The sequence below is a fragment of the Krasilnikovia cinnamomea genome (genome assembly GCF_004217545.1).
GTDB lineage: Bacteria > Actinomycetota > Actinomycetes > Mycobacteriales > Micromonosporaceae > Actinoplanes > Actinoplanes cinnamomeus.
In genome coordinates this window covers 4,916,271-4,938,208 of sequence record NZ_SHKY01000001.1, presented here as the reverse complement: position 1 = coordinate 4,938,208, position 21,938 = coordinate 4,916,271, and the positions used below count along the sequence as shown (strand labels likewise).

Genomic DNA, 21,938 nt, shown 5'->3' with positions numbered 1-21,938 from the left:
CGTTCATGATTCACAATGTGAGTCATCGGCCCGAGTTCTCGCCGCAGACGCATGGTGACCTATTCCCGCGTTCAGGGGCGACCCGACGCGGCAGGTGCGAATATCTAACGCCCACCGCAGAACAGGCTGTCCTGCCTCTCAGTGCATCTCCGCCGCAGCCATCTCCGCCCGTGCTGTCGCGAGTCCCTCGAGCGTGAACGCTCCATGCTCGGCCTGCCAATCGGCCACGACCTTCCGGCCGACTCGTCGCCGAAGCTCGCTCTCGGCCGCGCTCGCCACCAGCCGCGACAACGGAACGCCGTCCTCGCGCGCCGCCGAGCCGAGAGGCTCGACCAACTCCTCCGGGAGCGTGACCGTCACCTTCTTCACCGCCATATATCCACCACACTCCCGTATGGCGTAGGGCGGCCCCTGGCTTTGCTGCGGCGAGACGGCGATGCCGCAGATGCATGGTCAGCACAAGCCGCCGCCACGAAAAGGGCGGCCTCATCCGCGTATGTGACCGCCCGCACACCATGTCCGGGGGCGGTCGGGCGCTGACGGTATCGTGGCCGCATGCCGGAACCGCGGACCTCGTTCGGACTGGACGATTTCGGGGTCGACGATCGCCTTCGGCTGTTCAGCTACGTCAATGCGGACAACCGGCTCGCGTACCTGTGGCTCCTGCGCGCCTTCGACGCCGCCCGTTCCAGCTACCACGTCGTCCTGCACACCTCGGACGTGCAGGCGGCCCTGGCCGGGCTGGCCGGCATCCACCACGACTGCCCCGATCCGGCCGGGCTCGACCTGCCCCGGCTGCTGGACGCGCTCGTCGACTGGGGCATGCTGGACCGCGGCCAGGACGGCACCCGGGCCGCCACGCTCGCCGAGTACCGCAACCGGCATTCGGTCTACCAGTTCACCGAGGCCGGATACCGCGCCCACCGCGCCGTCGAGTCGGTCCTGGCCGCCGGCCTGGATGACAGCACACTGTCCCGGCTGGTCTTCGCCGACCTGCTCGCCGACCTCAAGGCCCTCGCCGCGGCGAACTCCGAAGGTGACGCCGAGGAGGTCTACCGCAAGCTCAACCGCCTCGACCGGGCCCTGGCCGACGTCGCGGAGCGCGCCGCCCGCTTCTATCACATGCTCGGCGATCTGAGCCGGACCCATGACGTCCGTCCGGAGGTCTTCCTCACCCACAAGGATGCTCTCCTCGCGCACCTGCGGGACTTCCACGACGAGTTGCAGCGGTACACGCCGCGTCTGCGGGAGGCCGTGCACGAGGTGGAGGCGACCGGTCTGGTGCGAATGATCGAGGCGGCGGCCGAGGCTGACGAACGGCTCTTCGCGACACCGGTCGAGCGGATCGAGGACTGGCGCCGCCGCTGGCAGGGTCTGCGGTCGTGGCTGGCGCCGGAGAACGACCGGCCCAGTGAAGCGGACCGACTCTCCGGCGCGACGATGGCGGCGATCGGGGACGTGCTCGCTCTGCTGCGGCGTGTCACCGAGGCCCGCCGGGGCGGGGTGAGCCGGGAGTCGCAGTTGCGGCATCTGGCGGCCTGGTTCACCGGCGCCGGCTCCGACGAGGCCGCGCATGCCGTCTTCGACGTGGTGTTCGGGCTGGGTGCGCCACGGCACGTCGGGGTGGCGTACCCCGATCCGGAGGCGATCCCGGGACGGCTGTCCTGGTGGGAGGCGCCGGCGGTGGAGTTGTCCCGGACGCTCGTGCAGAGCGGCCGCATGCCGGGGCAGGGCAACGGCCGGATCGCCCGGATCGAACGCTCGGAGTCCTCCCGCCAGGCGCTGCGAGAACGTCAGATCGCCGACGAGCGCCGCCAGGCGGAAGCCGCCACCAGCCTCATTGGCGCGGAAACGCTCACCGACGCGCAGGCCGGTGCGCTGCGCCGGCTTCTCGACATCGCGTTGGCGACCCGGCAAGCGGGCCGGCGGGAGGCTCCTCTCGCGGCCGCCGCTTTCGGGGTACGCCTGACGCTCACCCCCTGTCCCGGCCGGTTCACCACAGTGCCCACCGAGTCAGGCCGGTTGCACATCGACGGCTTCGAGCTGTCGGTCACGGCGGCCTCGCACACCGCCGCTCGCCGCGTGGAGCCGATGGCCGCATGAGGTTCGCCGCTGACGTCTCCGATCTTGAGCTCGCCGACTACCAGCGCGCGGTCCGGCTCCTGCTGCGGCATCCGCTGATCACCGCGACGTGGCCGGACGAGAAGGCGCTGCCCCGGGTCCGCCGGTTCGCCGCCGAGCTGCGCGGTGATCTGTCCGAGGCGTTCGGTTACCGGCTCGAGTTGCACGGTGCCACCGCCCGGCTGGTCCGTACCGCCGACCGGCTGCAGACGGACCGGCCGGCGGTCTCGCGGACCGGACGCCCGTTCGACCGGCAGCGCTACGCCTATCTGTCGTTGTGCCTGTCGACGCTGGGCCGTGCCGGTATTCAGATCACGCTCAGCGAACTGGCCGAGGCGGTGGCCACCGATGCCGGCCGGATCACGGGCCTCGGGCTGGACCCCGACCACGGCGCGGACCGGCGAGCGTTCGTCGACGCGGTCGCCTGGCTGGAGGAGCGGGGTGTGCTGCGGCTGGCCGACGGCTCCAGCTCGGCGTGGGCGAGCGATCCGAGTGCCGGCGAGGCGTTGTACGACGTCGCCCGCGACGCCGTACTGGCACTGTTCCGCCCGCCCCGGGTGCTACAGCACATCGACTCGGTGACCGCTCTGCTGGACCGTTCGGTGAGCAGCAGCGGCAACGCGGAACGCCGGGCCGCCGCGCAGACCGCCCGCCGTGCGGTGCTGGAACGGCCGGTCGTCTACTACGACGACGTCTCCACCGAGGTCGGCAACCATCTGCGCGGGCAGGCGCTGCCCGCCGACCTGTACCGGCTCACCGGGTTGCGCCTGGAGCGGCGGGCCGAGGGTGTGCTGCTGGTCGACACGGCCGGCTGGTCGGCGGAGCGGTTCCCGGGGACCGGCTCGGTGGCGCAGGCAGCGGTGCTGCTGGCGGTGGCCATCGCAGAACGGGTGTCCGATCCGGACGGCCGCAGGACCCGCCGCATTCCCCTGCCGGATCCGGTGGAGGCCCAGGAGAAGCTGATCGCGCAGATCGACGCCGGGTTGCCCGCGGGCGTCCCGCTGGCCCTGGACGCCGAGGAGACGACCGCGGATGTGCCGGCGGAGGCAGAGGACGCGGAGCGACGGCTGCCGCTGATCACCGACAGCTTCCTGCGCGAGGCGACGGCGGAGATCCTGCAACGGTACGGGTCGGCTTTCGGCGCCGCCTGGCACGCCGATCCCGACCGGCTGCGCACGGAGGCGGTCGAGCTGCTCGACCGGTTCGGTGCGGTGCTCCCGGTGCCGGGCGGTGTGCTGGCCCGCCCGTTGATCGGCCGCTACCGCAGCACCGTGGCCCAGGTCAAACAACGCACCCTCTTCTAGATCGAGGACCTGTCTTGGCTCGTTTCGCCCCCACTCGCGCCGGCATCATCAACCTCTGGGACTACCGCGACGAGGAGTTCCTGTTCGTCGACGGATGGCTCGTACTGCGCGGCCCGAACGGCTCGGGCAAGACCAAGGCCCTGGAGGTGCTGTTCCCGTTCGTGCTGGACGGACGGATCGAGCCGCGCCGGCTGAACCCGTTCGCCGGCGAGGACCGGACGATGAAGTCGAATTTGCTCTATCGGGGGCAGGAGACGGCTTACGCGTACGTCTGGATGGAATTCGGGAACGGCGAGCGGTTCGTGACCATCGGAATCGGGTTGCGCGCCCACCGGCACAACGACCGGGTGACCCGCTGGCACTTCGTCGCCGACGGCCGGGTCGGGGTGGACCTGTCGCTGCTGGACGCCGACGACCGGCCGGTGTCCCGGCGGGACCTGATCGACCGGCTCGGCGTGGAGGCGGTACGCGACTCGGCCGAGGAGTACCGGCATTTGGTGGACACGAAGCTGTTCGGTCTGGGCCCGGCCCGTTACGAGCAACTGCTCGACCTGGTGCTGACGCTGCGAAAGCCGCAATTGGCGAAGGATCTCAACCCGCTGGAACTGTCCCGCACCCTGCAACGCGGCCTGCGCCCGGTGGAGGACCACCTGCTGGTCGAGGCAGCGCGCTCGTTCGACGACATGGAGGCGGTCGCCCGTACCCTCGAAGGGCTGGTCGCGGCCGACGCCGCGACCACCTCCTTCCTCGCCGTGTACGCCACCTACCTGCGGACCCACGCGAGGGCCGCGGCCGACGCGCTCACCGCGCGCCGGGACAACGCGGGCGTACGCCGCAGGGCGCTGGCCGCCGCACGTGACGAGGCTGAGGCGGCAGGTGAGCAGACGGCGGAGGCGGAGCAGCGGCTGCGTACGGTCGAGGGTGAGCCCGGCCGGCTGCGGGCGCACCTGGACCGGTTGAAGAGCTCGGCCGCCTACCGCTCGCACGAACAACTGGCCGACCTGGAACGGCATGTGCACGATCTGGCGGACGCCGCCCGCCGCGCCGACCGGCAGGTCGAGGCGGAGCGTGACGTCGCCGCCAAACGGCGGGCGGAGTCCGAGCGGGCCGCCGCGGCGCTGCACGACGCGCGTGCCAAGGTCGGCCGGGTGGCGGCCGAACTCGCGTCGGAGGCGGAAACCGGCGGCGTCGAATGGCGGACCGGCGATGCGGACGCTAACGGGTTGGCGACACGCCTTGCCTCCCGGTCAGCGGCGCGCCGTGCGGACGTGCGGGCGATCCGGGAACTCGCGGACCGGCTGGCGGAGGCGGAACGCGAACATGTGCGGACGGCGGAAGCCGACCGTGCCGCCCGTGCCGCGGCGGAGGACGCCACCCTGGCGGAGGAACAGGCCGGCGACGCCCTCGAGGAGGCCTGCGAGCAGACGGCCGAGGCGGTGAGAACCTGGGGAACCGAGCACGCCGAACTGTTCACCACCCTGGACGTCTCCGATCTACCGGACACTCTCGCCGAGGCGGTCACCAGCCCTTCGCTGCGGGACCTCTACCACGACCGGATGACCGCTCCGGTCGGCGCGATCCGGGACGAGGTTGCCGCGCTCGGTTCGAGATCCGACCGGCTGGCCACCGAACGCCGAACGGCGGTGGACGAGCGGACGCTCATCGCTGCCGAGCATGACGACTCACCGCCGCCGTCCCCGACCCGCCCGGCGTCACGGGAGAACCGGGCCGGCGCGCCGTTGTGGCGTCTCGTTCGATTCGCCGACGGGACACCGGAGCGGGAGGCGGCCGGCATCGAGGCCGCCCTGCACGCGGCCGGCCTGCTCGACGCCTGGGTGCACCCGTCCGGGGACGGCGAAGAGCAAGACGCCTACCTGCGTTCCGGCGAGCAGACCGGCGAGACGCTGGCCGCCGTGCTCGTGCCCGAGGACCAGGATCTCGTGTCGGCCGACCGGATCACGACAGTGCTCCGCGGTATCTCGCTCGGCAACATCACCGGTCCTTCCGGAGTGACCGGCGACGGACGATGGGCCCAGGGATCCGGCGTCGGCTGGTTCACCAAGGACCGTTGTGAATACATCGGGGCGACCGCCCGCGCAGCGCGCCGGGCCGCACGGATCGCCGACTGCGACCGCCGGATCGCCGCCCTCGAACGGGACATCAACGACATCGAAGCCGCCCGCGAGTCCCGGCGGGAGATGCTGTCCGCAGTGGACCGGGCGGGCGCGGCACTACCGGCGCGGACGGCGATCACCCACGCCGAACGCGCACTGGACCGGGCCGCGACCCTGCTACGGGTACGCCGTGAGGCGGCCGTCGACGCCGCAGGCCGGCTCGACGCGGCCGTGGCCGGCCAGGCCGCCGCCGGCACGGGGCTGCGCCGGGCCAGCGCAGACCGATCGTTGCCGGTGGAACGACTCGACTCGACCGCTGCGGCGCTGGACCGGTTCGACCGGCTCGGAGTGGAACTGCGGCACGCCCACGACAGCGCGGACACCACCGACGTGCTCGCCGGGGAGGCCGCCGAACGGCATGCCGAGTCGGAGGAACGTTCCGAAGCGGCCGGTCAGGCCGCGCGAGCGGCGCACGCCCGGCACACCGAGAAGGACGAGGAACTGCGCACCCTGTCCGCGGCCATCGGAGCCGAGGCGACCCGGGTGCTGGCCGAGGTGGCCGAGACCGAGGAGGCAGTCACCGGCGCGGAGCAGGCCCTGGAAGAGGCCAGGGCAGCCCACAGCGCGGCGTTGCAGAGCCGGGCCGGCGCGGTCGCACGGGTCGAGGTCGGCGAGCGGTCCGTGGCCGAGGCGATCGTCGAGGCCCAGCGGGAGGCGGTGCGGCTCCGCCCGTACGCTCAAAGTGATCTTCTGGGTCTGATCCGTTGCCCGCCGCATCTGCGGTGGCCGGCCACCGACACCACGGAGGACGATCTCGATCCGGCGGTCGTGGCGCTGCACGAGGCGATCCTCAACGCCACCCGCGAGCTGAGCCCGACCGAGACCTCACTGAAGCAGAGCGCGACCCGGCTGACCGGAGCCCTCACCGACCTGCAGGCGCAACTGCCGGCCGCCGGGCTCGACCACCGGCCGGAATGGGACACCGACGAGGGTGTCATCGTCGTGCGGGTCGCCGACGAGCAGGGCCTGACACCGGTCGCGCAATTCGCAGAACGGATTGCCGGAGAACGCCGAGACCAGGAACAACTGCTTACCGACGCCGAGCAGCGGGTCTTCGAGGACGCGCTGCTGGGCCAGCTGGCCGGGCAGATCCACCGCCGTACGATCGAGGCCCGCGACCTGGTCGACGCGATGGACCAGCAGATGCGTGCCCGGCGGATGTCGTCCGGTTTGACCGTCGGCGTGGGTTGGCGGCTCTCCGACGACCTCGACCCAGAGCAGCGTGAGGTGTGCAAACTGCTGGAACGGGACCCGGCACGACTCGGGCCGGGCCAGCTGACCACCCTGCGCCGACACTTCGCGGCCCGGATCAAGTCGGCCCGCGCTCAGGCCCCGGAGAAGCCCTACCGGGAACTGCTGGCTGAGGTGCTGGACTACCGGCAGTGGCGGGTCTTCGCGTTCACCCTGCATCGGCCCGGCGGTGTCACTGAGCCGCTCACCCGTGCCCGGCACAGCCAGCTCTCCGGTGGTGAGCAGTCGGTGTCGCTGCACCTGCCGCTGTTCGCGGCGGCCAACGCGCTGTTCGGATCGGCCCGCCCGGACGCGCCCCGGCTGCTCGGACTCGACGAGGCGTTCGCCGGCGTCGACGACAACGGGCGCGGCGAGCTGATGTCGCTGGCCAAACAGTTCGACCTGGATCTGTTCATGACCGGGTACGACCTGTGGGCCACCCATCCGGCGGTGACCGGATGCGCCCACTACGACCTGTCGCATTCCACGGTCGAACACGCCGTGTCGACGGTCCTGCTCGTCTGGGACGGCGCCGTGAACGTGGCTGACTTCGACGGGACGCTTGCTGCGGCGCTGGGCTCGCCGTCGACCCGTACCGTCTCGTCGCATGCCTGAGCTCACTACCGATCCGGGCTGGCGGCGGCTGCTGGCCGCCGCCCGGCGCAGCCTGGAGCGCACTGGCGGCAGCCTCGCCGGGACGGTCTCGCTGACCGCGCCGGATGAAGCGGAACGGCACGTCGTCATCGGGGTGACCGGCGTGCATCGACCCGCTGGCGTCAGCCGGGTCACCATCCGCCTGTCCGAGATCGATACCTTCCTGCGGAACGCCCACAACATCGATCTGCCGTCAGCGGTGGGCCCCTTCCGGGACCGCCCCGCCGAGCGCGCCACCCTCGCCGAGGCGCGGGAGGCGATGCTCGCCCTGGCCGCCGGAAGCCGCCACGCCGGCCGGCCCTGGTTCGAGGAGTGGATCGGCAGCCTGCGCCGTGACGGGACACTCACCCGGATGACCCGAAGCGGACCACTGTTCTCTCGAGTGCTGACAGCACTCGACGGGTTGCCGGTCAGCGCCGAACCAATGCCGGTCTTCGCCGAACGGGTCCTCGGCGACACCAAGGCCTTTGCGGAGGGGCCGGTGCGCGGACTGGTGCTCCGGGCGCTGGCCGCCTGGCACCAGGTCAAGCCACCGACCGGAGCGGAACAGGAACGGGCACTCTGGGAGATGGCCGGGTTGGTCCCCGACGACCTCGCCAGCCAGGCCCTGGTTCTCAACGTTCCCGCCACCGGCGGCCTTCTCGGCGACTGGCTGTCCTCCGCCGCGAAGGCTCATGTGCCGTTTCGCGTGACCCTGCACCAGATGCGACTCGCGCCGTTGTCCCTGTCGGTTCCGGAAATCTACGTGTGCGAGAACCCGGCTGTACTGCGAGCCGCGGCGGGACACGCTACGGCCCCGCTGATCTGTACCGAAGGAGTGCCGTCCGTCGCGGTCCACACGCTACTGGCGAGCCGGGCGGCGGGCACTGTGATCCGATGGCGCAACGACTTCGACTGGGCCGGTATCCGGCTGACCGCCGCCGCGCTCGCCCGCTACCCGGACGCCGTGCCGTGGCGAATGTCCGGTGCCGATTACCTCGATGTCGACGCGATCGGTCTGCCGTTGACCGGCGCTCCGGCGGCCAGCCCCTGGGATCACTCCTTGGCGGAGGCGATGGTTGCTACCGGCCGATCGGTAATGGAGGAGCGGCTCATCGGCACACTGCTGGACGACCTCCTTCGGGGCACCCCAACGCCGCCGGCTCCCACCGGCGGGAGCGGACTCTGACCTGTGGTTTGCGCAATGTCACATCCGGCCGACATGAACACGCGGGCCAGGCGTGGAGCGGAGCGGACGTTGCACCATGCGAACCACGGGACGACTGCCTGTACTGGCAAACCCACGGCCGCAAGACCCTCAAACGCATCAACACCGTCTTGGTCCGATGGACCGGTGGACCCAGAGTTTCATCAGCCCACCGCTGGACAACGTTCCGTCCGGCGGTGGGTACCGTGCAGGTAGCCGCCGATCGCGGGGGCGTCATCACTGGCCCGTCCGACCTGTTTCGCGTACCCGTCGAGACTCTCCGAATCACCCTGAGGGTCAACGACTGCCTCCCTGTTGTCAACGGTCAGGACGAAGTCCTGTCCTGCGGTCTTGTGACCTCCGTGTGGGCGGACAGCGGAATTCCGTGCTGGTGGCCAGGTGATCTCCTGCTGGGTTTAGGTGGTCAAGGGCTGCACCCCCTTGCCGGCGAGGGCCTGGGCCAGGCGGTGGCTGTCGCCCTTGGTGGTGATCAGGTGGGCATGGTGCAGCAGCCGGTCCACGGTCGCCGTGGCCAGGGTCTTCGGCATGATGGTGTCGAAGCCGGACGGGTGGATGTTGCTGGTGACCGCCACCGACCGGCGTTCGTAGGCGGCGTCGACGACGCGGTAGAACGCCTCGGCGGCGTCCTGCCCGGCGGGCAGCATGCCGATGTCGTCGACCACGATCAGGTCGGCCCGGCAGATCCGGGCGACGGTGCGGGCCACGGACCCGTCGGCCTTGGCTCGGCCGACCGCGGTGGTCAGTGTTTCGAGGGTGAACCAGGCCACCCGCAGGTCGTTGTCGATCGCGGTGTGGGCGAGGGCTTCGACGAAGTGGCTCTTGCCGGTGCCGGACGGGCCGGCGATGGCGAGGTTTTCCGCTCGGCCGATCCATTCCAGGGTGGACAGCGCCTGTTGAGTGGCCGCCGGGATCGACGATTCGTCCGGTCGCCAGGTGGCGAAGGTCTTGCCGGCGGGGAAGTTCGCGCTCTTGCGGCGCATCCGCCGGGTCGCGGCGTCACGGCCGATGACCTCCTCGGTGAGCAGCACGCGGAGGACTTCGGCGGGGTCCCAGCGTTGGGCCTTGGCGGTGGCGATGACCTCGGGGGCGGCGGCGCGCAGGTAGGGCAGTCGCATCCGGCGCAGCAGCGCCTCCAGCTCGGCCGGCAACGCCGGCGCCGCCGGAGCCGTGGTGGTGCGCCGGCCGCGGGGCCGCGGCGCCGGGGTGGTCACGTCCATCGTGAGGTCCGTGGTGGTGTCGGTGGTCATGCGCCGAATCCTGTCCAGGGGCCGGTGCCGGGCTGGGCCGAGTGGGCTTCGTCGGCGACCACTACGTCGGCCGGGTCGCCGGCGCAGGACAGGTGGTCCAGGATCGCGGCCAGGTCGTGCTCGGCGAACCGGCCGGCCGCGGCGGCCAGGCCCAACGCGTGGTCGACCCGGTCGGCGCCGACGATCGCGGCCAACTCCACGGCCCGGGCCATCTTGGCCCGCACCCTGGTCGCGCCGCTGGCAGCGGCCTCCACGAGCCAGTCGTGGGCACCCGCGCCGAGGGCCAGGAACGCCGCCTCCTGCCGGGTTCGGGCCCGTGGCCGCGGCGGGCGTGGCCCGTTGCCGCCGGGATGTCCCGGGTAGTGTTCGTCGGCGATCCGCGGGTGGCCCGGAGTCGACAGCCGGTGCCGGGCGATCTCGGCCACGCCGGTGCCGGTCATCGCGGCGATGGCCAACTCGTCGCCCACGACACGGCACCACACCCGCGACCCGACGTGCCCCGGCGGGGTGGAGTACCGCACCGACCCGAACCGCACCGTCTGGTCGTCGTTGACCAGCCGCTCTTCGCCCAACGCGGCGGCGTGCGGGTCGGCCGGCAGCACATGCAGCAGCTCCCGCTCGACGGCCAGCCGCTCGACCGGCGCCACCCCGGTCTCCCGATGCGGCCGGGCGTTGACGTGATCACACCACTCGTCCGCGGCAACTACCAGCTCCGTGAAGCTGGTGTACTGGCCGCGCAGATTCGCCGACGTGGGCACCAGATCCTGCTTGGCGATCTTCACGGTGGCCTCCACGCCGCCCTTGGTCTCCGGGTCGAACGGCTCACACGACTCCACCTTGCAGCCGTAGTGCCGGCCCGCCGCCACGATCACCGGGTGCCGCACCGGCACCCCGGCCACGTGCTCCACCGTCACGGTCTTCGCGTTGTCGCCGAGCAGATACGTTGGCGCGCCGCCGATGCGCCGCAGCGCGGCGTCCACACACGACACCAGGGTGCCCAACGTCTGATCCCAGGTCGGGATGACCACCCGGAACCGGGACCAGGCCAGCCACGCGCAGAACAGACTCGTGCGCCGCCCGTCGATGCGCGGCCCGTCGCCCCAGTCGAACTGCAGCCACAGCCCCGGCTCGGGCACCCACGGCCGATACGTGCGCCGCCGCCCGGCCCGCCACGCGTCCTTGGCCGCCCGCACCGCCCGCCGCGTGGTCCGCTCGGTGCCGGTGAACCCCATCGCCACCAGCCGCTCATGCACCCGATCCGCCCGAATCTTTCCCTGCGACCGGTCCACCAACTCCTCGACCTTCGGCAGGAACGCATCGATCAACTTCGGCCGCCCTACCCGCACGAACGGGTCCCCGCCGGCGTCGCGCACCGCCACATACCGCTGCACCGTCTTCGGATCACAGCCGGCCAACTGCCCCGCTGAGTACGCGCAGCGGGTCAGGTCGTACGCCTCCAAGATTTCCATGATCTCCCTGTCAGACTTGGTCACGGTCTCTCCGGTCGGTCGGGTTGCAAGGTCAGCAACCGGCACCCAACCCGACCGGAGAGATCCACTTCACGTGGCCATGACGGAGATCACCTGACCGCCCACCAGGAATTCCGGTGTCCGCGAGCCGGGACTCAACTGTCCGTCAGCAAGGATTTTCGCCTGTCCGCTCGCACCTGTTGCCTTGCAACGATGTCCTGTTCAGGACGTGAAACTCGCCACCGCGATGACTTCCAGGACGCCCAGACCAGTGCAGCCCCACGCCCATCGGAGACGCCGTTCCCGCGGCGTAGAACCGCGTGCGCGCGACGTCCTCGCTCTCCGATTCCGCCGCGAACTGCCGCCGAGGCTCCTCCCGAAATGACATTGCGCGAGGGTACCGGCATGAGGTCTGTATCGCTGCCCAAGATCAGCGCTAGAGCGCGACGTTCCGTTCTCGGCGGGGAACCCCTGCCTGAGCCGCATCCTGGGCACCTCCTTCACGTCGGGGATTGAGGGGTTCTCAGCGGCCCGATTCGGATGGGCCGTCAGGGGTGGTTGTCGCCGGGCGTGTGGTTTGTGGGGTGGCGGTGGTGCCGGCACATCCGTCACAGAGTGGGTCGATACGCCCAACCCGTCACTCGCGGCGGGCGCGACATGCCCGGGTGGCGCGCTAGCATTGCTATCAGCTTCTGCCATCGAGGGAGGATCCATGGCGGCTCTCAGCATCAGAGATCTCGACGATGCGGTGAAGGAGAAGCTACGTCTTCGCGCCGCCCGCAACGGCCGTTCCATGGAGGCCGAGATACGCGCCATCCTGACCACTGCCGTCACCGATGACGCACCACGAACCGATCTGTTCAGCGCTCTCACGGACCGGTTCGCCCAGCTCGGCGGCGCCGACTTCGACCTGCCGCCGCGTACCACCCCGCCCCGGGCTGCGAGTCTGCCGGAGTGACGATCGTCCTCGACACCAACGTGGTCTCCGAACTCATGCGGTCCGAGCCAGCTCCGGCGGTGTTGGCCTGGCTGCAGCGGAGTTCCGGTTACGGGCTGTACACAACCGCGGTAACCATCGCCGAGATCCGATACGGCATCGCGCGCCTGCCGGAGGGCCGCCGGCGAAAATCGCTGCATCAGGCGGCCGACGAGATCTTCGCGGCCTTCCCTCGCCAGGTCCTGCCCTTCGACCTCGCCTCCGCCAGTGCCTACGCCGACATCGTCGCTGAACGGGAGAAGCAGGGTAACCCGATCAGCGGGTTCGATGCTCAGATCGCCGCCATCTGCCGCTCGCAAGCGGCGTCTCTGGCCACCCGGAACACCAGAGACTTCGTCGATACCGGCATCAGCCTTCTTGATCCGTGGCAGCCGCCCAACTGATCGGTACACGAATACCTGAAGAGGACCTGGCTGCCGCAGCGGCATCAGCACCGGCCTTGCGGCAGGTGGTCGCCCTGACTCGCTGGATCGGTCCCGGCCGCAAACCGCCCCAGACCGGTCAGTTGACCATGGCCGACGCCCGGCACCTGGTCGGTCTTCTGGAACCTGCGACGAGATTTGACCCGGTGATCGGCACCCGGATGTTCCGCACCCGTAGCAGCGCCGAACTTCCCCGGTTGGCGATCGTGGTGGCCTGGGCCAAGGCAGTCGGGCTTCTCCGAGTCGTGCACGACCGGTTGGTGCCGGTGAAGAAGAATCAGCGCCTGCTGGACCAGCCCGCGGATCTGTGGATCGTCATGTTCACCGCCTTCGACCAACTCGGCCGAGCACTCTGCCCGCCCGGCTGGTTCGCCCTCGTTGCTCGGCGAGGACTTCAGCGACGGGATCGCCGTACTGTTCGCCAGCATCGTTGGAGGCGGTGACGCCGTGCGCATCGAGGAGGCCCAGGAACAGATCTGGTCCACCCTCTCCATCCGCTACAACTTGGACGGAGCCATCACGGAGCAACTGGGGCACATCCGCACAGCCACCGACCGCGACCTGCGCCGCGCTGCCGGCGAGTTGGTCGCGTTCGGCGCGCTGACCGAGGACGGCGAAACATCGCACCTGTCCCCTGCCGCCGAGAAGATCCTGCGCGCCAGGTTCGCTGCCGTGCAGCCAGGTGATCAGATCGCTCAGATCAAGGTCACTCTGCTGGACATTGACCCGCCGGTGTGGCGACGCCTGGCCGTGCCCACGACATTGCGCCTGGACCGGCTCGACCATGTCATCCAGACCGACACAGACCTCTTGCAGCCCTGGTACGACTTCCATGACACCCGGGCCGCCCGCCGGGCCGTCGAGTGGCTACTTGACGAGTCGCTGATCGACGACCCAGGTCCCGGGCTGACCCGCGCGACGTCGGATCAATTTCCCGAGCGGGGCCGAAGTGGCATCGGTGCGGTCACGCGGTCAATCCCAGCCGGGTCTCGATGGCACGCTGGGCGGCGTCGGCCACGGCCATCACATCGCCGCAGGGTTCCACGAGCACACCGGCCTCATCCGGTTGCAGTGGCTCGAGTGCGGCGAACTGCGAGGCGACCAGAGCCGCCGGCATGAAGTGCCCCGTCCGGGCGGCGACGCGGGCGGACGCGGTCTGCTCGTCGACGAGCAGGTGCACGAACACGGTCCGAGCGTCGGCTTGCCGCAGCAGGTCTCGGTAGCTGCGCCGCAGCGCCGAACACGATACGACCAAGTCGCCGCGGAGCTCGACGATCCGCCGGCCGATCGCCCGCAGCCAGGGCAGCCGATCGACGTCGTCGAGCGGCAAACCCCGCGCCATCTTGGTGATGTTTCGGGCCGGGTGGAAGTCGTCGGCTTCGCTGTAGGGCCGGCCTAGGCGATCGGCCAGCAGACTGCCCACGGTGCTCTTTCCGCAGCCGGCAACCCCCATCACGACGATCGGTACACTCACTGGTCCCATCCCGTCCTGCGGCGCTGCCGTTCCCTGGCCTCTTGCAGGCACGTGTCGAACACGTCACGAGCCTCCTGGCGCTCGGCGGCCGTCAGCTCGATGCTGTCGAAGCCGGCGACGATCGCCGCGCGCAGCTCCGCGTCCAGCAGCAGCCCGTCGTCGATCTCAGCCAGCTGACCGCGGCTGAACGCGTACGCAGCCTCCGGCTGGCCGTGCACGACGGCCCGGGCCAGGCAGCGGTGTAACCACAGGGCGATCGGCTCGGGACTGTTCGGAAAATCGGGCACGTCTCCGCTCGGAAGCTGCGCAGGGCGGGCCCGGTGTTGGTCTCCGGCCCACTGCCGGTCGATCCGGTAATTCATCACCCCCACGACGACATGGGCCAGGCTGCGGAACGCCTCGTTGCCGGAGGCGGCCAGCAGCGCAGTGTGAAACCGCCCGTCGACGTCGCGAAACTGTTTCCGGTCCGCCTCGGTGAACGGTTTCCGATGCCCGATCTCGAACAGGTCCTCGGCGAGCCAGTACAGCTCTTGACACACGTCCGCGGTGGCGCGCTGTGCGGCGAAGCGGGCGGCGGCCGGCTCGAGCACGTCGCGCAGCTCGGCCAGAGCACGGCGGACGAGGCGTGACGAGCGCAGCTGGAGCCGCCAGTCGATCACGGACGGATCGAGCATGTTCCACTCCTCCGGCTTCTGCACGGTGGCGCCGACGCGCGGAGTGATCTGCACCAGCCGCATCTGGCTCAACGCCTGAATCACGTCACGGCCGGTGGCCTTGCTGACGCCGGTGCGTCTGGCGACAGCTTCGGCGCTGATCACATCTCCGTCCCGGAATCCCGGCTTCTGTTCGACGATCAACAAGCCGATCGCATCCAGGGCCTGTTCGGGTGCGGATTTCAGCTGCGATTCGGGACCGGTGTCGCTGCTGGCGTCTTCGGGATTGTCGACCATGGCCTGACCGTACCAGGTTCGACCGAATTGGACATCCACTGACCCGGGATCTGGTGGAGCCACAAAGTCTTCCGTAACCTGTCTACAGACTCCACGTTGAACTACCACGTTTGCGCCTCCGGATTCGGCCGGCGGCGCCTGGCTAGGCGAGAGAAGAGAGCCCATCATGATCCAGAATGAGGACGGTGACAGCGAAGCTGACCGTATTCCCGCGCTGCAACCGGCCACGCCCTCCGGGCCACGGGTGCCTGCCCAGCCGGCAGGGCACCCGAAGTTGCAGACCTCGGTTCAATTCGTCATCTCCGCGCTGGTCGCCACGGTGTTCGCCATGCTCGGCGGATGGCTGATGTACGTTCAGACGCACCAGGTGGTAGTGGGGCTGTTGTTCGGCGCGGCCACATTCGCCGGTGTGCTCGACCGTACGTGGACGATCTTGCGGCGGTTCGTCGATCAGCGCGAGTAGACGCCCACCTCCAGTGAATCATCCCGGCGGAAGAATGAGCCCGGCCCGACCCGTCGTCCCAAGAGGAGTTGGGCCGCTGTGGCAGTCAGTGCAGGCGCAGCGCGAATAGCGTGATTCGCCGTGAGGCTTCACGGAAGTCTCCCCCATCGATCAACGGCCCCGTGTACACGTCGTGGGTGTGGTGGGGCACTCCCTCCCCGCACCATCCTCCATACAGGGTGGCACCGGTGAGGGAGATGCCGCCCAGTGTGAGCGAAGCCCTGGAACGTCCGGGCGGGCCGTTACAGCAGCGTCGCGGCGTCCTCGAATGATGGGCGGTCGCGGTGGACAGGGGCAGCGGCCGCCTCCGGTGGCGTTGGTGCACCGTTGGCCGTTCTTCTTCACCGCCTCACACCGCACAGCGGGGTCATGCACGTGACACAGGCCGGACGGCCGCGCATTGATCGGGCACGGGTTGCCCTTCCGTGTCGTGGCGCGGCAGGCCTGCGCCTCGGCCGGCGGGCCAGCGGCCTTCACGGGCCTGCGGCGCGGCCGGCTCGTCAGGCCGAGCGGGCACGGGCGGCGGGCACTCCACCGCGGTGCGCGAATACAGCCGTTGACCCGCCGATGTCCGTCGCACGGTGGTCGGCACGCGGACCAGGCGCAGCTCCAGGCCGAGCGCGTCCAGTCGTTCCTGCCAGCGATGCTTGTGCTCGGCCGGCACCGCGGCCGTTTCGGCGTCGACGAACGTCCCCCAGTCCGGGTCGCGCCACGCCTCGGTGACGATCCGGGCCGCCTCATCGACACTCGGCGGCTGCGGATCCGGATGCGGCAATGCCGGCTTGTCTGCCTGCTCCGCCGGGTTAATGGCGATCCACTTCCACCGCACGGCCCGGTCGAGCGCCCCATTGAGGATCCAGTGGATCTGGCGGATCGTGGACGCGGACAAGCCCACACAGGCATGCCGCCGGCAGCGGTCGTCGCACTCGTGTGGTTGCGACGTCCGGTGCTGGACATACCGGCGGCCGTCGCAGTGATCTCGGCACTTGCGCAGCCGGGCGTAGAAGGTCTCCAGCAGCTCGGCGTCCACCCTGGCCACCTGGACCTCGCCGAGCATCGGCCGGACATGTCCTCGATCTTCAGCACGTAGCCGCGCCGCGTGGACGGTTCGACGTGGAGCACTTCAAGCCACCGGTCCAGCAGCTGGTTCACGGTCGCCCGGGTCCGCGGGTCGCGCCGCTCGTCCACCTGGTTCAGCAGCCGGTCCGCTTCTTCTCGGCCTCGCGGGCCGCGTTCGGTCCAGGTGGGATCACTTCGGTGAGGTCGTGCCGCCGCTTCGTCAGCGGATCCACCCCGGCATAAGCGCGGACGCGGAGCGCGCCGCTGGGAAGTGCGTCGATGGTGCCGCGCTGTCGCTGGCGGGGAGCCGCCTGTCGCGTCATGAGCCCGACGCTAGCACCGCTCATGTCACGGACCGCGTCATGCGACGCTCGATCAGGCGGGTTCCCGCCATGTTTGCGCAGGTGGACCGGACGTTGCACCATGCGAACCGGGCTATGGTGGTTCCAGGAATCCCGATGCCAGGACGTTTGTCCAGGTCGCACACACCTCGCGGGGTGCGTTGAGTGCCGCGGTAGCCGCGGTTCGCCGCGGCTCAGGCGGCCTCGAAACCCACCCTGAGTCGTACGTCCAACGCCGTCGCCAGCCGTTCCAGCACCGCCAAGGTAGGAACAGTTCCGCCGGCCTCGAACCGGGCGACCGCGGACTGCGTCATTCCCGATGCCTTTGCCAGCTGTGTTTGGCTCCACCCTCGGCGCTCTCGAAGTTCTCGGACAGAACGACCGAGTTCAAAGGCCAGGCGCGCCGCATCGTAGGCCTCTGCAGCACCGGGCTCCGCCATTCGCCGCTCCCGCATCGCGGCCCAACCGCTACTTTCACTCATGACCCAGCCTCCTCGTGCGCCTCGTCGATACACCGCGCCAACGCCAGGCGCGCCCGGTCGATCTCCCGCTCATCCCGCATGCGCGTCTTGTGGAAAACCGTCAACAGGATGATCCTCCGGTCGGCCGCGATCCAGTAGGTGATCCGGACCCGACCGCCGCTCCAGGTGGAACCGCAGCTCGCGCAGCTTCCGATCAAGTTGCTTCGTGTGAGGCTCATCCAGCAGCGGCCCGTGCTCAGCGAGCAGGTCGACGTAGAACGCCGCATGGGCGAACTGAGGGGTCGGGAGACTCTCCAGCCACTTCTCCACCTCTGGCTCAAGTTCGACAGCACCCCAGGCCATAGCAGCGATGCTATACCAGGTCGGGTCACAGCGTTGGTTCGCGCAATGCCAAAGTTCGGTCGAACCAACTGCAGGTCAAAGCCACTCGTGGGGCGGGTGGGACTCGAACCCGCGACGAGGGATTATGAGATCAAGAAGCCGGGACCGACGACCTGGGTGCAGCGACGGTGAGCAGCCGGGATCCCCCTCGGCGCCTGACATCACTCGACGGCGCTTGCCGGTGTGCTGCGGACCAGATGCGGACCGCTGGCGGCGAACCGCGGGTAAAGCCTGTGGATGCCGACCTCTACGCTGAGGTGGTGATCAAGTGGTTGAACGTCGCCTACCTGCTGGTGTTCTTCGGCCTCATCGTGGCCGGCCTCTTGCTCGACCCGACCTGGTGGGCGGGCGTCCTCGTCGGGACCGCAGCGGTGGCACCCATCATAATTGCGGACGTCGTGCTTACCCGGCGCCGGGCGCGCTCCGCGGCCAACAACCGCGCGTAGGTCCGCCTGAAAATCGGAAGGTCGGCGGTTCGACCCCGCCCCTGGCCACCAGCGCCCAAACGGGCTTCCGAAGCGCCGACCAGCGGAAACGCAGGTCGGCGCTTCGTCGTTGCGGCATCGGTCTCGGTTGCGTCTTTGACCCTTGCTCACCGCTGAACACCCATGATCACCACAACTAATCGCACGCAGATCGCACGCCGCTGCCCGCCCTTCGGCCATCCCGCTCACCGTCGACCCACCCTCCGGGGAGCGGGCCGCCACCGGGGCCGCCACGACGAGACCACCGCAAGACAGGTACGGACGCTGGCGGCCCCGGCGGTGGTCTGCTCGGCTTGCCTGGGTCGATGGTGGGCGGGATGGCTCTCCCCCATCCCGTGATCCCGAGCGCCCCCGCCGGAGGCATGTCCCCGGGCCGGGATGATTCGCGCGAAACGCGAGTCCTCACCCCTGGAAGTTGCGAACATTACGAAGAGTCGGCTCGTGCTGAACGGGGGACGCCGATGCCGATCGAGGTGCTGATGGACCGCCAGGTGAGGGTCGAGTACTCGCAGCTCTACGTCGTCAGCGACCCGGACGACGACCGCCCGGACCTGCAGGAGACGTACCGCGGACAGACGAACGGGCTGTGCGGCGCAGCGGACCTGGGAAACATGACCCTCACGACGGGCATCGAGATGGGGCCGGTGAGCCTGCGCGCGGAACTGCACGGAAGCGAGCCGCCGGTAGAGGACTCCTGGGAGGACGTCGTAGAGGTCTCCTTCACCGCCACCACGGACCAGGTGATGGTTCAGGAATGGGACGGCGACACCTATCCCCTGAACCTGCCATCGGGCCAGTATCGGGTCCGGTACTGCGTGCGTGGCATGGATCAGGCCCACCGCGTGGGCATCAGCGATGAGCCGGTCGACTTCTACCTGTTGCAGTTCTGGCCCGGGCCACCGGCTGCCGACCGGATCATCCGGCAGACCAGCAAGGAAGCCGCCCACGCACACGATGTCGTGCAGCGGCGCAACGCGTCGGCATCGGGCTCCCGCAGCCGTCGCAGCGCCACCCGGAAGGTCAACGAGGTACGCCGAATGCCTGGCACGCCGTAACCGTCAAGGCCACCGCGTCAGGTGCGGCGCGCCGCGACGCGCGATGCCGGCCGAAGGCCGCCAGCAGCGGGCCGCGGCGCGCACGGTGCGCCGCGCTTGCGCGGCGCCTTGATCCTGAAAAAGGTGAATTCGGCAGTACCCCGGCTCGTCCTCGATGTCCTCCGTCGGGTGATGCGCGACAGTCATCCGCCACGGGACTGCGACAGGTACGAGTGCGGATGGCGGCCGAACCCCGCTTCGCCAATGAGACGATCATGGCGTGGACGCGAGACCGCTCACGCAGCGAGAGCGAGAAGTTCTTGAGGCACTGCTGACCGTTGACTTCCAGGACGTCGAACGCCTGCGGCGCCAGGCGGCGGACGTGGCGGTCGTCGGCATGTGCGGCTGCGGGTGTCCCTCCATCGACTTCGAGCGTGGTCGCGGCCTCGGGATGGCGATACGCGTCAACGCCAGCGTTCGTGGCTCCAATGACGGCCTGTTCCTCTTCACGATCGAGGACCCGCAGCGTGGAGAGGTACTTGGCGGCATCGAGTGGGTCGGCGTCGAGGACGAAGACCCGGGCGAACTTCCATCGTCCGACGTGCTCGACATCTCCCCGGCTTGATTCGCCAACCCGCCCCAAATGCTCGCACATCAGCCAGATCCCTGCATGTGCCGCCTGAGGTCGTCGCCAGGGTTCTAGGCCTGCCGCGCATCACCTGGCGAAGATGTGTCGCGTATCTGTTGTCGGATCACAGACCGTCCACGCGGCACCGATACGCGAGCCTGCACCGCACCCAGATCCTGCCGGTGTGGGAGCGGGTTCCGCTCTCAGCAGTCACGCACGCCGACGTCGGGGAGTGGGTCCGCATGGCTCAGGCCGGACTGTCTCCGTCCACGATTCGGCAAGCGCACCGCGTGTTCTCGCTAGCGCTCGCGCTCGCCGTCCACGATGGTCGGTTGCCTCGCAATGCGGCAACCGGCGTACGACTGCCGCGCGTCGGCCGCGCGGAGAAGGCGTTCCTCACCCACGCCCAGGTCGCCGCGCTCGCCGCCGCCGCAGAGCCGCACGGGTTGATCGTCCGCTTGCTGGCGTACACCGGGCTCCGCTGGGGCGAGCTGGCCGCCCTCCGAGTGCGCCGGGTTGATCTGGTGCGGCGCAGCCTGGTGGTCGCGGAGTCGGTCACGGAGATCAACGGGCGAGCAGTGTTCGGCACCCCGAAGACGCGCCAGCGTCGATCAGTGCCGCTCCCCCGATTCCTGGTGGCGCCGTTGCCGGCGCACATGGGTGGCCGAGGACCGGACGATCTGGTGTTCACGTCGCCGGGCGGTGAGGTGCTGCGCACCAACAACTTCCGTCGCCGGGCGTTCGATCGGGCCGCCGAGTCGGCCTGACTGGCGGGCCTGACTCCGCACGAGCTGCGGCACACCGCCGCGAGCCTGGCCGTCGCCGAGGGCGCGAACGTCAAGGCCGTCCAGCGGATGCTCGGACACGCCTCGGCAGCGATGACGCTCGACGTGTACGCGGACCTGTTCGAGGACGACCTGGACCAGGTCGCGGACCAGTTGGACCGGGCGGCGGCCCGCATTGCTGCGGACTCAGTGCGGACTGAGGGGGCCGGTCCGGTGTTCGAGGCGGTCAAGCCGAGTCGTCGTCATCATGGCTGAGCTACGGGTTTGCATGGCGGGCCGGACGTTGCACCACGCGAACCACGCCACCACCGTCCCCGGCGGCCCGCTACCGGGACGTTTGACCAGTTCACCTAGCAGGTAGTCATACTCGGGGTCGCCGTCGGCGGTCCCGAGCGGGTGTCAGGAGCGGCGCACCGCCACCACTAGAGTGGTACCATATCCGGTACGACCTTGGGAGGCATCGTGACTTCAGCGATCAGTGCCAGCGAGGCACGCAAGTCCCTCTTTCCGCTCATCGAGCGCGTCAACGAGGACCACACCCCGATCGAGATCGTCTCCAAGCGTGGTAACGCCGTCCTGGTGAGTAAGGAGGACTGGGACTCGATCATGGAGACCAATTACCTGCTTCGATCGCCCGCCAACGCCAAACGCCTCGTCGAGAGCGTCGAGCAGTGGCGAGCCGGCCGGGCTACCGAGCGCGAGTTCGGTCCTGAGGAGTGAAGCTCAGCTGGACCGACAATGCCTGGGACGACTACCTGTACTGGCAGACCCAGGACCGTAAGACCCTCAAACGCATCAACGCACTGATCGCCGACATCAAACGTGACCCTGACGGCCCCGGCATCGGCAAGCCGGAGATTCTCCGGAACAACCTCGCAGGGCTCCGGTCCCGGCGCATCGACGACGAACACCGCATGGTGTACGCCGTCGAGGCCAACGAGATCACCATCATCTCCTGCCGGTACCACTACGAGTAGCGCCGGCCCTATCGT

General features: G+C 69.5%; 22 protein-coding genes and 2 pseudogenes. 15 read left to right on the top strand and 9 right to left on the bottom strand.

Going from position 1 to position 21,938, the window contains the following annotated elements; genetic code table 11:
* Positions 1 to 138: 138 nt before the first annotated feature.
* The gene (locus EV385_RS22680) at positions 139 to 375 is read right to left on the bottom strand and encodes a ribbon-helix-helix domain-containing protein (RefSeq protein WP_130511280.1); all 237 of its coding nucleotides are present in this window, start codon (positions 373 to 375) and stop codon (positions 139 to 141) included.
* A gap of 180 nt (positions 376 to 555) precedes the next feature.
* On the opposite strand from EV385_RS22680, the gene EV385_RS22675 reads away from it, so the two are divergent.
* Genes EV385_RS22675 through EV385_RS22660 form a run of 4 tightly spaced genes read left to right on the top strand, consistent with a single transcriptional unit; the run spans position 556 to position 8,651 of the window.
* Positions 556 to 2,103, top strand: coding sequence for a TIGR02677 family protein (locus EV385_RS22675; RefSeq protein WP_130511279.1), 1,548 nt, complete (start codon positions 556 to 558; stop codon positions 2,101 to 2,103).
* Entirely contained in the window at positions 2,100 to 3,425 is a 1,326-nt protein-coding gene (locus tag EV385_RS22670) for a DUF2398 family protein (RefSeq protein WP_130511278.1), read from the top strand. Before EV385_RS22675 ends, EV385_RS22670 begins: the two co-directional genes overlap by 4 nt.
* 14 nt (positions 3,426 to 3,439) lie before the next feature.
* Positions 3,440 to 7,444: a TIGR02680 family protein gene (locus EV385_RS22665; RefSeq protein WP_130511277.1), complete on the top strand. Its 4,005-nt coding sequence runs from the start codon at positions 3,440 to 3,442 to the stop codon at positions 7,442 to 7,444.
* On the top strand, positions 7,437 to 8,651 hold the full coding sequence (locus EV385_RS22660; RefSeq protein WP_130511276.1) for a TIGR02679 family protein: 1,215 nt from the start codon (positions 7,437 to 7,439) through the stop codon (positions 8,649 to 8,651). The genes EV385_RS22665 and EV385_RS22660 overlap by 8 nt, the downstream gene beginning before the upstream one ends.
* 434 nt (positions 8,652 to 9,085) lie before the next feature.
* On the opposite strand, the gene istB is transcribed toward EV385_RS22660, so the two are convergent.
* Complete coding sequence (gene istB, locus EV385_RS22655; protein ID WP_278044984.1) at positions 9,086 to 9,937, bottom strand: IS21-like element helper ATPase IstB; 852 nt, start codon at positions 9,935 to 9,937, stop codon at positions 9,086 to 9,088.
* The gene (gene istA / locus EV385_RS22650) at positions 9,934 to 11,406 is read right to left on the bottom strand and encodes an IS21 family transposase (protein WP_130513341.1); all 1,473 of its coding nucleotides are present in this window, start codon (positions 11,404 to 11,406) and stop codon (positions 9,934 to 9,936) included. The genes istB and istA overlap by 4 nt, the downstream gene beginning before the upstream one ends.
* Before the next feature lie 712 nt (positions 11,407 to 12,118).
* On the opposite strand from istA, the gene EV385_RS22645 reads away from it, so the two are divergent.
* The 4 genes and pseudogenes from EV385_RS22645 to EV385_RS36150 all read left to right on the top strand — a co-directional run.
* Entirely contained in the window at positions 12,119 to 12,364 is a 246-nt protein-coding gene (locus EV385_RS22645; RefSeq protein ID WP_130511275.1) for a FitA-like ribbon-helix-helix domain-containing protein, read from the top strand.
* Complete coding sequence (locus EV385_RS22640; RefSeq protein WP_130511274.1) at positions 12,361 to 12,786, top strand: type II toxin-antitoxin system VapC family toxin; 426 nt, start codon at positions 12,361 to 12,363, stop codon at positions 12,784 to 12,786. Before EV385_RS22645 ends, EV385_RS22640 begins: the two co-directional genes overlap by 4 nt.
* The gene (locus EV385_RS34395) at positions 12,768 to 13,268 is read left to right on the top strand and encodes a hypothetical protein (protein ID WP_207229900.1); all 501 of its coding nucleotides are present in this window, start codon (positions 12,768 to 12,770) and stop codon (positions 13,266 to 13,268) included. Before EV385_RS22640 ends, EV385_RS34395 begins: the two co-directional genes overlap by 19 nt.
* Positions 13,269 to 13,272: 4 nt before the next feature.
* A pseudogene (locus EV385_RS36150) lies at positions 13,273 to 13,611 on the top strand (IS1096 element passenger TnpR family protein); the annotation flags it as partial.
* 178 nt (positions 13,612 to 13,789) lie between these two features.
* Here EV385_RS36150 and EV385_RS22630 read toward each other — a convergent pair.
* Both EV385_RS22630 and EV385_RS22625 read right to left on the bottom strand, forming a co-directional pair.
* Positions 13,790 to 14,299: a gluconokinase gene (locus EV385_RS22630; protein ID WP_242625021.1), complete on the bottom strand. Its 510-nt coding sequence runs from the start codon at positions 14,297 to 14,299 to the stop codon at positions 13,790 to 13,792.
* The gene (locus EV385_RS22625) at positions 14,296 to 15,249 is read right to left on the bottom strand and encodes a FadR/GntR family transcriptional regulator (protein WP_165449557.1); all 954 of its coding nucleotides are present in this window, start codon (positions 15,247 to 15,249) and stop codon (positions 14,296 to 14,298) included. The genes EV385_RS22630 and EV385_RS22625 overlap by 4 nt, the downstream gene beginning before the upstream one ends.
* Positions 15,250 to 15,415: 166 nt before the next feature.
* On the opposite strand from EV385_RS22625, the gene EV385_RS22620 reads away from it, so the two are divergent.
* On the top strand, positions 15,416 to 15,712 hold the full coding sequence (locus EV385_RS22620) for a hypothetical protein (protein WP_130511272.1): 297 nt from the start codon (positions 15,416 to 15,418) through the stop codon (positions 15,710 to 15,712).
* 406 nt (positions 15,713 to 16,118) lie between these two features.
* On the opposite strand, the gene EV385_RS22615 is transcribed toward EV385_RS22620, so the two are convergent.
* From EV385_RS22615 to EV385_RS22600, 4 genes are all read right to left on the bottom strand, one after another.
* A complete protein-coding gene (locus tag EV385_RS22615; RefSeq protein ID WP_130511271.1) occupies positions 16,119 to 16,808 on the bottom strand; it encodes a hypothetical protein in 690 nt (229 codons plus the stop codon).
* A 136-nt stretch (positions 16,809 to 16,944) separates the two neighbouring features.
* On the bottom strand, positions 16,945 to 17,133 hold the full coding sequence (locus EV385_RS22610; protein ID WP_130511270.1) for a hypothetical protein: 189 nt from the start codon (positions 17,131 to 17,133) through the stop codon (positions 16,945 to 16,947).
* A 212-nt stretch (positions 17,134 to 17,345) separates the two neighbouring features.
* Positions 17,346 to 17,591, bottom strand: a complete 246-nt coding sequence (locus EV385_RS22605; RefSeq protein ID WP_242625335.1) for a helix-turn-helix domain-containing protein — start codon at positions 17,589 to 17,591, stop codon at positions 17,346 to 17,348.
* Between the two features lie 111 nt (positions 17,592 to 17,702).
* Positions 17,703 to 17,975, bottom strand: a complete 273-nt coding sequence (locus tag EV385_RS22600) for a type II toxin-antitoxin system RelE/ParE family toxin (RefSeq protein ID WP_207229899.1) — start codon at positions 17,973 to 17,975, stop codon at positions 17,703 to 17,705.
* A 299-nt stretch (positions 17,976 to 18,274) separates the two neighbouring features.
* Between EV385_RS22600 and EV385_RS22595 the strand changes: the two genes are divergently transcribed.
* The 6 genes and pseudogenes from EV385_RS22595 to EV385_RS22565 all read left to right on the top strand — a co-directional run bounded on the left by EV385_RS22595 (position 18,275) and on the right by EV385_RS22565 (position 21,923).
* Positions 18,275 to 18,460, top strand: coding sequence for a hypothetical protein (locus EV385_RS22595; RefSeq protein ID WP_130511268.1), 186 nt, complete (start codon positions 18,275 to 18,277; stop codon positions 18,458 to 18,460).
* A 500-nt stretch (positions 18,461 to 18,960) separates the two neighbouring features.
* Positions 18,961 to 19,554, top strand: a complete 594-nt coding sequence (locus EV385_RS22585; protein WP_130511267.1) for a hypothetical protein — start codon at positions 18,961 to 18,963, stop codon at positions 19,552 to 19,554.
* Positions 19,555 to 19,813: 259 nt separating this feature from the next.
* Complete coding sequence (locus tag EV385_RS22580; protein WP_130511266.1) at positions 19,814 to 20,158, top strand: hypothetical protein; 345 nt, start codon at positions 19,814 to 19,816, stop codon at positions 20,156 to 20,158.
* Between the two features lie 245 nt (positions 20,159 to 20,403).
* Positions 20,404 to 21,201: pseudogene (locus EV385_RS36145) on the top strand (tyrosine-type recombinase/integrase).
* 207 nt (positions 21,202 to 21,408) lie between these two features.
* Positions 21,409 to 21,666, top strand: a complete 258-nt coding sequence (locus tag EV385_RS22570) for a type II toxin-antitoxin system Phd/YefM family antitoxin (RefSeq protein ID WP_130511265.1) — start codon at positions 21,409 to 21,411, stop codon at positions 21,664 to 21,666.
* Positions 21,663 to 21,923, top strand: coding sequence for a Txe/YoeB family addiction module toxin (locus tag EV385_RS22565; protein ID WP_130511264.1), 261 nt, complete (start codon positions 21,663 to 21,665; stop codon positions 21,921 to 21,923). Before EV385_RS22570 ends, EV385_RS22565 begins: the two co-directional genes overlap by 4 nt.
* The last annotated feature ends 15 nt before the right edge of the window (positions 21,924 to 21,938 follow it).